Consider the following 16,976-nt stretch of genomic DNA (forward strand, 5'->3'; position numbering starts at 1 on the left):
TCAGTATCGTATATGACTTAATTTTGGCCAGTCTCTAATAACTGTTCAAAATACGGGGTCTGGCGAATATTCTCCAAATCTTTATCATTTTTAAGGTACTCCCAGTTGTTATACCCATGGTTAACAGCCTTTTTCAGCCAGGATACGGCTAGGTCCGGCTTGTTCTGGCGGGCATACATGCAGGCGATATTATAGTATATAACAGGATTGTCTGAATGGTATGCCAGCATTTGTTTAAAGACCTGCGCTGCCGTTTCATAGTCCTGCTGCACAATATGCGCCATGGCCAGGTTGAAGTGGGCCTCTTTTTTTGGGGCTCATATTTCAAAGCCCGGTGAAAATGATCTTTCGCCTTGTTATAATCGCTTTCTCTGGCATAAATATTGCCTAAATTGACGTGCGCATCGGTATAATCAGGCTCAATTTCAATTACCTTTTTATAGTGGTGCGCGGCTGATTCCATATTCCCTTTTTCAGTCAGAAGCTGTGCCAGGTTGAAATGGGCTTTGGCGTGCTTTGGGCCCAGGGCAATTGCCTTTCGATAATGGGATTCGGCCTTTTCCGGCTGCCCGGTTTTTGTATAGGCGGCGCCCAGATGGAAATGGGTTTTTGGCCCGTATCGGCGCTCCTGATTTTTGGTCCAGAGGCTTAACGCGGATTGGTAATAAGGAATCGCCTGCTTGTATTTATCCTGCTGCAGATATTCATGACCGGTATTGGCATAAAGCCTCCCGTCACGTGGCGATTTTTTTATACCATCCACCCAAAAGGCAATCGGTTCCTGCCATATGGTGTTGCGCTGGTAGGTCCAGACTGAAAATACCAGAATAACAATGCCCAGGACGGCTGCAGGAATTTTCGGGCGGCGGCTGATTTTGCCCGCTATAACCACGGCTGCCAGAGATAGCATCATAAACGGCAGGTAAGTGCGGTGCTCGTAGATGAGCTCAATGCCGATCACCGACGATTCAATGGCAAGGTTGATAAAAAACCAGAGCATGCAGAAGGCAATTATTCGGTGCCGGCGGGAGATAAAGACCGCAAGTATGATCAGGCTGATAATGGCAAAAAGAGACAGGCTGGTTACCAATGGATTGGCCAAATGATAGGAGAGAGGATAGTCGTAATCCAGGTTCAGCCGCCAGGGCACGGGCCAGAAGAACAGGCTGATATAGTATACAATAATCCGCCATTCCGTCATCACCCGCTCCGGAAGGGTGAATTCCCGGCGGTTGTAAGCAGAAAGAATGCGGTCTAGAGGGTTTTCCCCGAGATAGAACAAGGCGACCCCGGCAAAGAGGATCAGCCCGCCGGCAAGCCAAAGGGCCTTTCTGCGGCTGAGGCGGAGTTTCAGGTCCTGGAAAAAAAAGAATTCATAGAGTAGAATCAGAATCGGCAGGGTGGCGGTGTTCTGCTTTGTGGCAAAGGCGCACAGGCCGGCTATCAAACATCCGGTAAACAGGGTAATTGTGCGGCCGGAGAAACGATTGGCCTGAAACGAGAGCCGGGCCAGAACATAGAGCAGCATGCTCAGGATAAAAAACATCACCGCCAGGCTGGTCATGCGCTGGACGATATAGGTGACCGCGCCGGTGTTTATGGGAAAGGCAAGCCACAGGGCGGCGGTTAAAAAGGCAACTGCAGGAGCAGATAAACCGGGCGGCAGGGCGGCCCGGCCGGCGGGGGTGCGTGAGAGCGTGGTTTTAACAAACAAAAAAAGGAATATGCCGCAGCACAGGTGGATCAGGATATTGACCAGATGGTAGCCGAGGACCTCGTATTTACCAAAATAATAGTTGAAGGCAAAACTCAGGTTGGCCAGAAATCGTTTCTTGGGAACGCTCTCAAATGCAGCGGTCGAAATCTGCTCCCAGGACAGCTCCGTCATCCGGATGGCACTGTCATTTTGAATATAGCCGCCCGCGTCGAAAACAAACGGCGCGTCCAGGGTGTTTGAATAGATGGCGCCTGTCAGCAAGGCAAGTAAAAGGAGGGGCAGGACGATTTTAAGAAAGGCATTGCCAGACTTATCCGGCAGGCAGTTTGCTTTATCCATGAGTCAGACCAATTTGCTTTTTATTTGTGTCGATGCTCAATTACCATTTGCTGACAAATTCACGGTGGCCGATCAATTTGGTCGGCACGGTGGCCGACCCTACTGTTCTAAGGTCGGCACGGTGGCCGACCCTACAAAATGTCGGCATTGCCGCGTAGGGCGGGGCCACCGTGCCCGCCTGAAAAACAGATAGTAGGGCGGGGCCACCGTGCCCGCCTGAAAACAGATAGTACAAATTTACCGTGGCTGACAAATTGCTTTGCCTTGAATTAGCAAATCTTTGCTGCTAAAGTAAACACCTAAAATTCCAAACACCCAACTCAACCTCAGGCCCTGAACTCTGAACCCTGAACCATGAACCCCGAACTGTGAACCGTGAACTGTGAACCGTGAACTATGAAAACTGAATCCAAGAAAAATTTCCTCGTCATTTTAGTTCTTATTCTTCTCACAGCGGCGCTCTACAGCCAGGTGGCCACCTTTGATTTCGTCCGCTTTGATGATAATGAGTACATTGCCAAAAACAGCCAGGTCCAGAAGGGGTTGTCATGGGAAAACGTCAAGTGGGCGTTCGGCTTTTCCGAAGAGGCGCTCCTGTATTATTACCATCCTGTTACCTGGCTCTCCTTGATGCTGGATGCCCAGCTTTTCGGGGTGGATGCAGGTATGCATCATTTGGTTAATGTCGTTATTCATGCGGTGAACACGGTGCTCCTCTTTCTGGTGTTGCGGTTTATGACCGGTGCCCTGTGGCCGAGTGCATTTGTTGCCCTGCTGTTTGCCGTGCATCCCCTTAATGTGGAATCCGTTGCCTGGATAGCTGAGCGGAAAAATGTTTTAAGCACTTTTTTCTGGATGCTTTGCATGCTTTCCTATGTGGCGTATGCCGTGAAACCGGGGGTTAAGCGTTATCTCTTGATTTTCTTGCCATTTGCCCTTGGATTGTTGTCTAAGCCGATGCTGGTGACAATCCCCTGCGTCTTTTTGCTTTTGGACTTCTGGCCGCTCAGGCGCTTTAATTTAGAGGGAAATGTTGTCGAAAAAAACAGTTTTCACCAAACCCCAAAAATTTTTCAAGAGTATCCGTTAAAGCGGCTTGTCCTGGAAAAAATACCCCTGTTGGCGCTTTCCCTTATTTTTGTGGCTGTATCTATCTTTTCAGTACACCACACGGAACAGATCATTTCGGGCGAGGCCGCATCCATAGGGCTTCGCGTGGGTAACGCCATTGTTATTTATGTCAAATATATCATCAACCTGATTTGGCCGCATAATATGGCCTTTTTCTATCCTTTCCCGGAATCCATTCCCGCATGGCACGTTGCAGGGGCCGGCCTGGTTCTTGCCGCAATTACAGTCAGCGCGGTTCGTCTTTATAAAAAGGCCACATTTTTTATTGTCGGCTGGTTATGGTATCTCGGCACCATGTTTCCGGTTAGCGGCATTTCCCAGCATGGAAGGTGGCCGGAAATGGCCGACCGGTGGGTGTATGTGCCGGCAATCGGCCTGTTTATAATAGTTGCCTGGGGCGCACAGCGTATTATTAAAAATTTTCATTTGCCCCGCCCCGCAGTGGCCGGGGCGACTGCTGTGATGACGGCTGCCTTTATGTTGATATCATTTTTTCAGATCGCTACCTGGAAAAACAACGAGGCGCTTTTCGGTCACGCGATTAAAGCGACACCGGATAGTCCGATAGCGCATCTGAATTACGGCTGGGCCATTGAAGATACCAATAGAAAGGCGGCGATCAAACATTATAAAAAAGCCATCGCGCTCAGGCCGGATTATGCTAAGGCCCTGAATAATCTGGGCGCGGCCTATTTTGAAGAAGGCAGAATAAATGCCGCCATTGGGCAATACAAGAAGGCCCTGGCTATTGAGCCGTTTTATTTAAAGGCGCAGCAGAATTTGGCACTGGCTTATTATAAGGCGGGCAGAATGGATGCGGCCATTAAGCACTATAAAGAACTCCTTGAGATTAAGCCCCATTTTACCGATGCCATATGTACCCTGGGGAATGCCTATAAACGCAAGGGGCTGGTTGATAAAGCCGTTGAATGCTATTCCAGGGCTCTCGAGATAGATCCCGAACTTGTCGATATCCGAAACAACCTGGCCGCCGCCCTGATTGAACAGGAACGTTTTGATGAAGCCCTCGAGCACTTGGAAACGCTTTTAAAAATGAACCCCGGCGTGAACACCCATCTTAATGCCGGGGTCGTGCTTACAAGGCTCGATCGGGTTGATGAGGCTATTATGCATTATGAAAAGGCGTTATCCTTAAACCCCAACATTGCTGTCGCCCATAATCTTCTTGGCGAGCTTCAAATCCGGAAAAATAATTATCAAGCGGCAAAATCGCATTTCGAAACTGCCCTGGAGTTGCAGCCGGGGTATTACAGTGCAAAGCAAAATCTGAAAAATGTTCAGCAGCGGCTTGGTAAAATACAATAGCAGGTCGATGTCATTAACTTAGCGCCCCTCGCGCTTGTCATTTCGAGGAGCGCCAGCGACGAGAAATCTTTAAAACTCAAGCCATTAAAAGATTTCTCGCTATCGCTCGAAATGACACCCGATGCCATATGGAGCTTAAGTTAATGGGATTGATAAACAGTTTAGTCGAAATCGACGCTGCCTTTAGTCTGACCAGCCGTTTGTTTTTTGATGTATGAGAGGGCGTTTGCCGCTTTTTTATATTCAGGATTAATTTTAAGAGCTTTTTCTATCAGCTTAACAGCCTCGTCCACGCGATTCATTTGAAGCAAAACCACCCCTAAACTATAGTAAATTGTCTCATTATCGGGTGCAATTTGAAGTGCCGCCCGGTAATACCTTTCTGAACTTTCCAAGTCACCTTTTTGAAAAAAAATTTCAGCTGTTTTCAAATATGGCTGGAGATAATTCGAGTCATACTTTATTGCCGTTTTAAAATGGTTGAGCGCTTGACTTAATTTCCCCATCCGGGTTTTGGCAATGCCCAGGTTGTAGTGAAAGATCGGATTTTCCGGCTGGAGGTCTATCGCGGATTGATATTTTTTTGATGCCGCCGGGAGCCTGCCTTGCTCTAAAAGAAGGTTTCCCATTTCATTATGGGGTTTGGGGTTAAGAGGCGCCATCCGGATTGCCCGGGAATAATAATCCGCTGCTTTATCCCAGTTATTTAACTTCATGTGCAAATCCCCAAGCCCTCTGTAGGCTTTATTATCCTTTGGGTTGTGCATCAAAGCCTTATTAAAAAGACGCCGGGCTTTTTCATAATTGCCTTCCTTAGTCAGAAGAGTGGCATAATTTCTTATTGTTTCAAGGTGATGTTGGTTTATCTCAAGTGATTTTCTAAAGTGATAACTCGCTTTTTCCGGGTCTTCCTTAACCCTGTAATAATAAAGTCCCAGCCCATTATGAGCGATGTAATTGTTTTCCGTAACGCTTAAGGCGTGCTTGAAAACCGTGCCGTCATTTTTCCATTGCGTCAGTTGTGCTGCTGTTTGGTAGCTGAAAAAAAATAAAGGAATAAATGCGGCGGCTGTTAAAGCTATGGTTGGTTTTTTTAATTTTAATCGTTGAAATATTTCCGGCACCCCCCATGCGGCAATGATAAAAATGCCGACCAGCGGCACATAAGCCCATCGATCTGCAAGTGCGGGCCATAATCCATTTTGTACTAAGCCGGAAACCGGCACAAGGGTGCCAAGAAACCAAAGCCAGCCGGTCACAAGATATGGCGATTTTTTTGCCCGCCAGGCAATTGCTGCAGAAATCAGCAATAGAATAAATGCTGCAGAAACTGGCTTCCAAAGGGGAATGGTTTCCGGAAAGGGATAGAAAATGGCCAGGTCATTCGGCCATATGAGTTTTTTTAAGTAGACAAGACATGAAACAAGGGCATTGGAAATGCGCAATGGAAAGGGGGTTGAAGTCTCGTCGACCATTCTTTCCTGTATCTGGAGGGAAAAGACCGAAAAAGCAATCGCGGCAAGGGACAACGCCAGCAAAGGCAGTTTCTCGAGAATTAACCGGTGCACCGGGGCCTGTATAAATGGGACGGAATTAAAAGGCTTAGGATTACTATTTTGAAGCCGGCTGGATTGCAGGCCCGCCCACCTGAATCGTCTTAAAGGCCAGTAGTCCAGTAAAAGCAGAACACAGGGCAGCGTCACCAGCATCGATTTGGCCATTAAGCTGACGGCAAAAGGGATAACAATCAATGTGTAACGCAATAAAGACGGCCTTTTTGCATAACCCGCATAGCCGATCATGGCCATCAGGCCAAAGGCGGTTGATAGAAGATTTTTGCGCTCTGCAATCCAGGCCACCGAATCCACGTTAATCGGGTGCAGAGCGAATAATGCCGCTACAAAAAGGCTTTTCCACGGACTTTTTGTCATGTAATTAAGCAAAAAGAATAAGAGAAAGATATTTAACAGATGAAAACAGAGATTTGCCAGGTGATGCATATCCGCCCGGACGCCGAAAAGCTGGCAGTCCGCCATGTGGGAAAGCCAGGTGACCGGCTGCCAGTAACCGAACTCAGATGATTTTTCCGGGTGAAAAGCCCACTTCAGATTGTCCCAGGATAATCCTTGTTTTACATGGGGGTTTTCGGTCACATAGAGGTTGTCGTCAAAATTGATAAACCCGTGGTCTTTAACCGGCAGGTAGACGGCGGTGGTGGTGCAGATTAAGATAAGCAGGGTAAGGTATTTAAGTTTCTGCATGGTTGAGTCTGGCAGTCAAATAATGATAAATCCCAAATTACAAATTCCAAATTACAAACAAATCTCAAGTTCCAAATATCAGGCAAAATCCTTTTTACCCCTTCTCCCACTGGGAGAAGGCCGGGATGAGGGTGAAATTTGGTATTCTCAGACTTCGGCTTGAATTACCACGGCGCGGCTGCTATTGTAAACAGCTATTTAAACCGTGAACATTTATTGATACAGGAATCTCATGGCCTTAACCGCATCTGCTTATCAAAGGGATAGAAGAAAACACTGGGACCGCGTTTCCGCCCAGAAACAAGCCCCGAACCGGCCCGGCGCCTTTTATCAGACGCTGCTGCATCAATATTTCCGTCATATGGTGCCGGAAGGGAGGCGGGTGCTGGAAATCGGCTGCGGGCATGGCGATCTGCTGGCGGCTATGGCACCGGCATTTGGCGCGGGGGTTGATTTTTCGGAGAAAATGCTTGAGACCGCCCGGCAAAAATATCCCGATCTTTGTTTCATTCAGGCGGATGCCTATGAGCTGCCAATAAAAACCGTATTTGATGTGATCATTCTGTCAGATCTGGTCAATGATCTGTGGGATGTCCAGGCAGTGCTCGAGAGCCTGCGGCCGTTGTGTCATGCCGGCACGCGGATTATCGTCAATTTTTATAACAATATGTGGCGCATCCCTCTGGCTGCAGTAAACAAGCTGGGCCTGGGCGCGGACCTATTGGAGCAGAACTGGTTTGCCCCGCATGATGTGGAAAACCTGCTGCATCTGGCCGGGTTTGAGGTCATCAACCGGCGCAATAAGATTCTTTTCCCGGCGGATATCTGGCTGGTCAAGACGGTTTTCAATCGGTACCTGGTCAACATGCTGCCGTTTAAGTGGTTTGCCTTGACCAACATTGTTATGGCCCGGCCGGCGCCAGAGCTTTTCCCGGCGCCTAAAGTCGAAGAACCGCCAAAGGTTTCGGTTGTGGTGGCGGCCCGAAACGAGGCCGGTCATATTGATGAGATATTTCAGCGGGTGCCGCAGTTGGGTAGCGGAACAGAGCTTATTTTCGTGGAAGGCCATTCCACGGATAATACCTATGAAACCGTCCAGGAAACCATGGGCCGCTATCCGAACGTTCAATGCCGCCTGTTTCAGCAGACCGGCAGGGGCAAAGGGGATGCGGTGCGTCTTGGCTTTGAAAAGGCCAGCGGCGACATCCTGATGATCCTGGATGCGGATCTCACCGTGCCGCCCGAAGATCTTTACCGTTTCTATGAAGCATTGGCAGCGGGCAAAGGCGAATTCATAAACGGCGTGCGCCTGGTGTATCCCATGGAAGATGAGGCCATGCGGTTTTTCAACATTGTCGGCAACAAGTTTTTTTCCCTGGCATTTACGTGGCTTTTGGAGCAGCCGATCAAGGATACTTTATGCGGCACCAAGGTGATGTGGAAAGCCGACTATAATGTGCTGGCCGCCAATCGATCCTATTTCGGCGATTTTGATCCGTTCGGCGATTTTGATCTGCTGTTCGGGGCGGCCAAACTCAACCTGAAAATCGTTGAGGTCCCGGTGCGCTACCGCGCCCGCCGATACGGGGAAACCAACATTGACCGCTGGCGCCACGGTTGGATGCTTTTGAAAATGGTGGCGTTTGCAGCGAAGAGAATGAAGTTCATATAGCAGTGGTGTCAAACCTTGAATTGTGAATTATTCGCATAATCCACAATTCAAGGTTTGATAATCATATAAAAGGCACCTCCTTTATACCGGAACGATTTTGGTATAAGTTGGGTTGGAAAAAGAGAAAACAAACAACCCTAACAAAAAGGAGGTGCACAATGACATTGTACACAGGTTTTGATCTTCATTCAAACAACAATTACCTGGGCATCATCGACAACTATGGCAAGCGCATTTTCAAAAAAAAACTTCACAATCAACCGGAACAGATTCTTAACACCTTGAATCCTTATCAACATGACATTGCCGGTATTGTGGTCGAATCAACCTATAACTGGTATTGGCTAGTGGATCTGCTTATGGAAAATGGATATAAAGTGCATCTGGCAAATCCTTCAGCCATAACCACCTACAAAGGACTCAAGCACTGCGATGACAATCATGATGCTTTCTGGTTGGCTGAAATGCTGCGGCTGGGTATTTTGCCGGAAGGCTATATATACCCCAAAGAGCAGCGGCCATTCCGGGATCTGCTTCGAAAAAGAGGGCATCTCGTGAAGACCCGCAGTTCGCTAATTATCAGTCTGCAAAACATTATCTCAAGAAATTGCGGGCATCGGATCAATGTAAATGATGTCAAACGACTTAAACAAGATATGGTTCAACCCTTGCTGCAGGATAACGAAGATATAGCCCTCAGCGGCAAAGCCAGCAAGGAAACGATCGATTTTTTAACTAGAAAAATACGAGACATTGAGTCAGCGATTGAAAAGAAAGCAATGCTTACCAGCAACTATAGACACCTGCTTTCAATGCCAGGCGTGGGAAAAATACTGGGTCTGACAATCCAGCTGGAAAGCGGCCCCATAGAGCGTTTTCCAAAAGCGGGCAATTATGTCTCATACTGCCGAAAGGTCAACAGCAAATGGACCAGCAATGGCAAGCAAAAGGGCAAGGGGAACAAAAAAAATGGAAACAAATATCTTTGCTGGGCCTTTTCTGAAGCCGCCGAGCTGGCAAGGCGCTATGATGAATCTGCCCGCAGTTATTTTAACCGAAAGATGCATAGAACAAACCGGATGGTGGCCCATGGGGCTTTGTCGCACAAGCTGGCAAAAGCGGCGTATTACATCATGAAAGACGGAGTGCCATTCGATTCGGCTAAACTATTTTCATAAGGTCTGACCGGGGCGGTGAACCAAGGCTGGGGTTGGATGAAAAATCCACGAGGTTTGATTGGCAGCCGCCCCGCTCAGCATAAATCAGCTGCTTGTTTTTTTGCTGCCCATGCCGTGAGTCACAATGGGTTGGTAACCAAGCCACGCGGTTTGCAAATTGAACACGGTATGGAACCGAAGATTTTCTGGTCCGCTAAATGCGGAAAGGGCCTTCCGAACAGAGGCTGTCTTGCAGCTCTCAAAACCGGAGCGGCCTAAATCCTGATGGGTGACTGGTGCAGCACAGCTGACATAATACACCCGAGAAATAACGGGTGCGGTGAGGAAGCGATCAGCTAGAAATGGCGATTCAAAAAAAATGACAATTTTTTTTGAATGGGGGAGTTTTTTCTCTTGACCCCGGCCTTTTAATGGGTGACACCATCACGGGAAGAAAGACGTAATGATTACAATAATAGTTTCGGTTTATAACGAGGAAGAGGTCTTAAATTTTTTTTGGGAGGACCTCGAGAGACATTTAACAATTGGTGATTTTGATTATGAAGTTATTTTTGTCAATGACGGCAGCACTGATGATAGCTACAATGTCTTATTAAAATTATCGGAACAAAATAATAATATTAAAATAATAAATTTTTCAAAAAATTTTGGGCATGAAGCAGCAATGATCGCCGGAATGGCATACAGTTGTGGCGATATTGTAATTTGTATGGATGCTGACCTCCAACATCCGCCCGCCCTTTTAAATGAGATGATTGAGAAGTATAACAATGGTTGCGAAATAGTTACGATGACGCGTAAAAATAATTTATCACAAAATTTTATGCAATCAATATGTTCAAGAATATTTTATGTGTTATTAAACCTAATATCGCCTTTTCACTTTGAAATACATGCCTCTGATTTCTTTCTTGTTTCACGTCGGGCGGCCAATGTTCTTGTAAATGATTTTCCTGAAAGAACCCGTTTTTTGAGGGGGTTTATTCAAATTATAGGATTTGAAAAAACAAATTTGGAATATGTGGCACCTGAAAGATCTGCTGGTAAAAGCAAGTATTCCTTTATAAAGTTGTTTTCGAATGCATTGATCGCAGTTATTGCTTTTTCAAACTTACCTCTTCGACTCAGCGTTGCGGTCGGCGTTTTGACTGGAGCGGGAAGTTTAATTTTGGGAATTTATTCTATTGTTCGCAAGCTGATGGGGCATGTCGTCCCCGGATATACAACAATTGTTGTGTTGATCACCTTTTTATTTGCATTGCAGTTCTTTCTAATCGGGATCATTGGAGAGTATTTAGGGGTTGTGCTTGATGAAAATAAAAAAAGACCCATTTACATCGTAAAAGATACGATCAATATAAAACACGATGATGCTTAACAGAAATATTACAAATCATTTTAACTGGATATTAGATAATTTAATCCCACCAGTAATGAGAGACAATAAATTATTAGTGAGGCTTTGTTTTTGGCTGTTGTTTGGAGATAAAGCTAAATATTTTATGGAATTTAAAAATAAAGCGCCTCATCTGAGTCAAGAAGAATACAAATTTTATTATAATTTATTATCTGATAAACATATTAAAAGAAAAACCGATTTAAATCAGCAATGTATTGATAGAATATTATCAAATATAATCGGTGAAAGCACCTTGGATGTCGGTTGCGGCAAAGGTTTTTTATCAATGGCAATGGCAAATAGAATGAATATGCGGGTTGTCGGCATAGATCTTCATATTCCTGAACACTTAACTCAGCATTCTAACCCTTTGTTTATAGAAGATAATATTGAAGAACTGCCTTTAAAAGACAGCTCGTTCGACAATGTTGTATGCACGCATACAATTGAACATTTGCTGAACCCTGAAAAAACTATTAAAGAAATACGAAGGGTGGCAAAGAAGAAAATAATTATAATTGTGCCGAGGCAAAGAGAATATCGGTATACTTTTGACCTGCATATTCATTTTTTCCCTTATATTTTCAGCCTCCAAAAATTAATGAAAAATGAGTATGCTACCTGCGAAATTATCGGAAATGATATTTATTATGAAGAATGGGTTTAAATTTTATCGCTGGAGTATAGCGTTATAAGTAGGAGAGTATATATGGCATTTAGCAATAAACACTACGATGTAATCCTTGTTAATCCCCCCGCGGAATATGTCATCGAAGAATATGACCATCCCGATTATCCGAATATAAGTATAGCATATATTGGAAACTACTTAGAAAAAAACGGGGGGATTACCCCCGCGCTGATAGATGCAAGATTGGCTCGTCTTTCATTTGTGGAAACTGTCGATCAAATCGTTTCGCTTAACCCTTCAATTGTTGGAATAACATCATTTACCCATTCAATCCCCATGGCAGCAAGGATTGCACAGGAGCTGAAGCAAAAACTTAATGATATTGTAGTTGTTTTAGGCGGTTTTCATACGACATTTTTGCCTGAACGAACACTTCATGAATATCCTGTGTTTGATTATCTCGTTGCAGGTGAGGGGGAAGTCGCTTTTTTAAAATTGATTGAATCCATTCTGGCTGGCAATCCTTGCGAAACAATGAATGGGGTTTGGTATAATAAATTCGGAAAAATTGTTAATAATAACCCAAAAGCCGATATCCTAAGAGATATTGACGAGATTGGTGAGCCAGGTTGGCATCTTTTCGATCAAGATGTAATAAAAAAATTTTGCAGATATTTACCTGTTATTACGCAACGTGGATGTCCTTTTCAATGTAATTTCTGCAGCAGGCCATATGGGAACAAAGTCAGAAAACGAAACAATCTTCTGGTCGTTGATGAAATAGAAAGAAATGTAAACCAATATAATGTTAAACACATTGATTTTTATGATGAAACTTTTTCAGCCAATAAAAAAGCGACCAAGCAATTGTGCTCAGAAATAATTAACCGCGGTATAAATGTCTCGTGGTGTTGCACAACTCATGTAAACACCCTAGATAATGAAATCGTTCATTTAATGAAAAAAGCAGGCTGCGTTGAAGTCAGATTTGGTGTTGAGTCGGGGAATACAGAAATTATTAATCAAATGAAGAAAGGAATTACAAAGAAAAAGATACTAGAAGCCCATGAATTGTTCAAGGAGGCTAAAATCACAACAACTGCTTTTTTTATTCTCGGGCATCCCAATGAATCACTAAAATCATTATGGGATACGGTCAAATTTGCAATTCGAATAAATGCGGACAAAACTGCCATTGGTATCATGGTGCCTTATCCTGGCAGTGAGATCTGGAATATGGTGAATGAGGGAAGGGGGGGTATAAAAATCTCTCGCCAAAATGGAGCGATTATAATAAGCAATTAGGGAATGCGGTTGAACTCGAACATCTTAGCCGAAGACAAATGGAATTTTTCCAAATTATGGCATATTTACTTATTTACACAATGAATTTTCGGCTTTTTGATTTATTCAATATGTTTATAAAAAATAATCGACTTGTAACAAAAATATTCTCAAAATTTTTTTTCAAACAGACTGTTTATTGAAGATTTAGATGATAATTGCTTTCATCTTTCGATGAGGATTTAAAGTTGTGACCCTATCAAAACCGGACAACATATTCTGGATAAATCTGCTGCGAGTCGTTTCTATATTTGCCGTTGTCATGCTTCATAGTTCAGCAGATATTGTTATAAACATCACTGATAAATCTTCGATATCCTGGTGGGTGGGGAATTTTTTCGATTCCGCCACCCGCTGGTCAGTCCCCGTCTTTGTCATGATCAGCGGTGTTCTACTTTTAGATCCTCAAAAAAAAGAATCTTTTAGGCAGTTTTACGAAAAACGCGCTAATAGGATACTGCTGCCATTATTATTCTGGACGTTAGCCTATCTCCTTATTTTAAAGTTTTTTTACAATATAGAGTTAGATTTTTTGAAGGTATTGATTTCAGTTCTAAAAGGTAATACTTATCCACATCTCTGGTTTATATACATGCTTATTGGCCTATATGCCTTTACGCCATATCTGAGGCGATTTATTCAATCATCTTCAAACAAAGACAGATTTTTTCTAATTATTTTTATTTTTTGTTTTGCCTGCCTTCACACTTTCATGGATTATTTCTTTTTTAATAATACGAGCAGAAAGTTACAAACCATATTCTCTTTATTCATTCCCTATATAGGTTATTTCATTTTAGGATATCAGTTAAGTTTAATAGATAAGTGCAAGTTACCTTATAAGATTATAATTTCTCTTATCTTATTGCCTTTTCTCATAGTCTTTGTCTGTGCTGGTTTAACAACTCACGAATTTGGGCTTGCAAAAGGTTTATACTTTTATGACTATCTAAATCCTGCCGTTATTATTTTGTCTGCTGGTATATTCTTATTTGTTAATAAATTATTGGATTCCCCGGATACGCCTAACAAGCTTTTCTCCTCCTTTATTGAAAAAATAGCACCGTATTCATTGGGAATTTATTTGATGCATCCGATGATTTCTGAAATTTTTAGATTTTATTTTGAGATAACGCCTCGAAGTTTTAACTTTTTGATTGGCATACCAGTGCATTCTATAGCTAATTTTATGATTTGCATATTTGCGATATCAATAATAATAAGGATTCCATATTTAAGGAGGGTGGTAAGCTGATCACAACTTTTGTTGATGTTGCTTGCCCTCCAAATGTCGAAATTACATTATCACTCCTCTGGCAGCCAAAATATCTCATAAGGATAAGGGCATTAAATTGTATCGGTTCTATCAATCTGCTGCGAAACAAACCAAACATGAACAAAAAAAACAAACCTGGATTCTTGATGCGTTTCCAAAAACAAGAGGGCCCCTTTGCCCCGCAGGAAACCTGCATTTTATCGATTCATCTGCTGTGAAAAGCCAGACAAAAAAAAAGCAAAAGATTATTTGCTTGCGACCGATATAAAAGGACCGCCAATAATCAATAGTGCCTCAAATTATAGTGCAAACTGACTAGCGAACATTAGTTTTCCGGGAAAAAGACCTCAAATTTTCAAAGCTCTATATGAATATGACAACCCAAAATCATAGGCTTCATAAAGATTTAATTTGGATTGCGCTAATAATAACCATATCTATAGTTATTTTTTTCAGTAAGCTAATTTTTAGTAAACATGACGGCTTTATTCACGGTGACAACCTAAGATATTTTTTTTGGAATGCACAATTTATAAAAGATACATTCCTTTCGGGCGAGATTCCGCTTTGGAATCCTCATTATTATAGTGGCCACCCTTTTCAGGCAAATCCTGCAACTTTTATATTCTACCCTTCAACATTGTTTTATATCCTCCTGCCATTAACTTGGGCTTTTACGATAGATATATTACTCCATATTTTTATCGCTGCATTCGGCATGTATTTCTTGGTAAAACTTATCACGAATTCCCGTTATGCGGCAGTGGCCTCGTTTATCGTATACTGCTTTAATGGGAGCTTCGTTTTAAGAGCCTTAGGGCAACTCACTCTGCTTCATGCATCTGCACTCATACCATGGGTGTTCTATTTTATTGAAAAGGCCTATAAAACAAAACAGAGAAAATATTACTATCTCACAGGGTTAATTGTCGGGCTGCAAATTTTGAGTGGTGATCCACAAACTAATCTATACACAGTCTTGTTTTTAAGTTTATTTTACCTTATCAGGGTGGTTATTGATATAAAGGAGCTTACGAGAGATTCTTTTTTTAAGATATCCGGATACTACCTTTTTATACCCCTGCTTGCATTTGGAGTAAGCGCTATTCAGTTATTCCCAAGCTTAGAATTTCAATCTCTCAGCTTGAGGGCAAACAATACTTATGAGTTTGCTACAAACGTCTCATTTTCCCCGCTTTCAATGCTGTTGTTTTATTTCGTTCCCCAACCAAGTAATTTTAATTATTGGGAATTCAGTTGTTATCTTGGAATATTGAGTGTTATTATAGTTTTAATAGGAGGGGTCTTATCAGATTATAAAAAATATTCTATAAGTTTTTTTATCATGTTGCTTGTCGCGGTCACCATTATGCTTGGAGACTCTACACCTGTTTACAGGTTCTATTATAAATTTATTCCCCTGATCTCAACTTTTCGAGGGCCGGCTAGATGCGCCATAATATTTAATTTTATTGCAGCCGTATTAGCTGGCTTTGGTGTCCATTATCTTTTAGCAAAAGGCCTGAGAATCAAGGCTTATATAGCTGCTATGATCGGGTTGGTTATAATTTTATCAAGTATAATTTATTTATCTGGTTTTTATTCTATTCAATTGACGTCAAGAGAAATGATACTTGCGATTTCTCTTACAATTACCAGTATGGTCCTTATAAGTCTGGTACTAATTATAAAAAACAAACACGTGCTTGCGTGGATGATACTAACTGCAATATTCGTGGACCTTTTCCTGGTATCCATGCCGATGATAAACCGCATGTGTGAATTAGATGACATGGAGAATTTTATAAATAAGAAACCTTATGAACATATCTTTGAACAAGACTCTGGTTTTTATCGTGTAAATATACCTGGGTATGGATTTTCACTTTATGGTGACCCTGCAAGGGGCATGGCATTTAACTATTATTGTGCAAATGGCAATACGCCAATTATATTAAAAGACTATTTTCATTTTATCTATTCAATGGCGGATTTGCCTGAACCCCAAAAATTCCGACATACATTTTCGCGAGAAATCTTCTACGATTATAAATCTGCATTCAGCTCAAGAATCTTACGTATTAAATACGCTCTAGTAAAAGAGAGAAACAAATACAGATTGATGCGGTCAAAGCATCTCCAGCCTGAAGCCAAGCTTCTAAATAAGATAATATTTACACCTAACTATGAGGATCATATTAAATACTTAAAAGAATCTTCTTTTAACCCTAAAAAAACGGTACTTATGTTAGAAGAGGATCGAAATTATGTCGTGTCAAATTTTATTAAAAATGGATCGCCTGAAAAGGATAGCGTTAATGTTTATGATCGCTCGCCTAATCATTTGAAACTAAGATCAAAATCGAGGGGGACGACTATACTTCTTCTCAGTGAATTATACTGCCCTGGCTGGAAAGCTTACGTTGATGGGAAGAGGGTTCCGATTCTAAGAGCCGACTACCTATTGAGGGCCATTAAGCTGGAGCCTGGAAAGCATAACATAACTTTTATTTATCGGCCTTCAAGTTTTTACATTGGGGCAATTATTACAATATCTACTTTATTGGTCCTTGTGCCTATATTTTTCAGAATGTTGAGGCCTCGTTTTGAGCATGGCCAGCATTTGCTGCCGCAACGGCCCAACAATAAAATAGTCAAACAATAATGACATCAAACCATACCGGCGCTGGAGGAAGGTTAAT

10 protein-coding genes are annotated in these 16,976 nt (G+C 42.8%); 8 read left to right on the forward strand and 2 right to left on the reverse strand.

Annotated features, from left to right (window positions below):
• Positions 1 to 148: 148 nt before the first annotated feature.
• Positions 149 to 2,056, reverse strand: a complete 1,908-nt coding sequence (locus tag U5L07_10820; GenBank protein ID MDZ7832234.1) for a tetratricopeptide repeat protein — start codon at positions 2,054 to 2,056, stop codon at positions 149 to 151.
• A gap of 396 nt (positions 2,057 to 2,452) precedes the next feature.
• Here U5L07_10820 and U5L07_10825 point away from each other — a divergent pair, with 396 nt between their 5' ends.
• On the forward strand, positions 2,453 to 4,513 hold the full coding sequence (locus tag U5L07_10825) for a tetratricopeptide repeat protein (protein ID MDZ7832235.1): 2,061 nt from the start codon (positions 2,453 to 2,455) through the stop codon (positions 4,511 to 4,513).
• A 161-nt stretch (positions 4,514 to 4,674) separates the two neighbouring features.
• Here U5L07_10825 and U5L07_10830 read toward each other — a convergent pair whose 3' ends face one another.
• Positions 4,675 to 6,666: a tetratricopeptide repeat protein gene (locus U5L07_10830; protein MDZ7832236.1), complete on the reverse strand. Its 1,992-nt coding sequence runs from the start codon at positions 6,664 to 6,666 to the stop codon at positions 4,675 to 4,677.
• Positions 6,667 to 7,006: 340 nt separating this feature from the next.
• Between U5L07_10830 and U5L07_10835 the strand changes: the two genes are divergently transcribed.
• From U5L07_10835 to U5L07_10865, 7 genes are all read left to right on the forward strand, one after another.
• Positions 7,007 to 8,446, forward strand: a complete 1,440-nt coding sequence (locus U5L07_10835; GenBank protein ID MDZ7832237.1) for a glycosyltransferase — start codon at positions 7,007 to 7,009, stop codon at positions 8,444 to 8,446.
• 107 nt (positions 8,447 to 8,553) lie between these two features.
• Positions 8,554 to 9,624, forward strand: a complete 1,071-nt coding sequence (locus U5L07_10840) for an IS110 family transposase (protein ID MDZ7832238.1) — start codon at positions 8,554 to 8,556, stop codon at positions 9,622 to 9,624.
• 442 nt (positions 9,625 to 10,066) lie between these two features.
• Positions 10,067 to 11,002 (forward strand): glycosyltransferase family 2 protein, encoded by a 936-nt coding sequence (locus U5L07_10845; protein MDZ7832239.1) that lies wholly within the window; start codon positions 10,067 to 10,069, stop codon positions 11,000 to 11,002.
• On the forward strand, positions 10,992 to 11,690 hold the full coding sequence (locus U5L07_10850; GenBank protein MDZ7832240.1) for a class I SAM-dependent methyltransferase: 699 nt from the start codon (positions 10,992 to 10,994) through the stop codon (positions 11,688 to 11,690). Before U5L07_10845 ends, U5L07_10850 begins: the two co-directional genes overlap by 11 nt.
• A 42-nt stretch (positions 11,691 to 11,732) precedes the next feature.
• Positions 11,733 to 12,959, forward strand: a complete 1,227-nt coding sequence (locus U5L07_10855; protein ID MDZ7832241.1) for a radical SAM protein — start codon at positions 11,733 to 11,735, stop codon at positions 12,957 to 12,959.
• Between the two features lie 229 nt (positions 12,960 to 13,188).
• Positions 13,189 to 14,253, forward strand: coding sequence for an acyltransferase family protein (locus U5L07_10860; GenBank protein ID MDZ7832242.1), 1,065 nt, complete (start codon positions 13,189 to 13,191; stop codon positions 14,251 to 14,253).
• Positions 14,254 to 14,641: 388 nt separating this feature from the next.
• The gene (locus U5L07_10865) at positions 14,642 to 16,939 is read left to right on the forward strand and encodes a YfhO family protein (GenBank protein MDZ7832243.1); all 2,298 of its coding nucleotides are present in this window, start codon (positions 14,642 to 14,644) and stop codon (positions 16,937 to 16,939) included.
• Positions 16,940 to 16,976 lie beyond the last annotated feature (37 nt).

Source organism: Desulfobacterales bacterium, from assembly GCA_034520365.1.
Lineage (GTDB): Bacteria > Desulfobacterota > Desulfobacteria > Desulfobacterales > Desulfosalsimonadaceae > M55B175.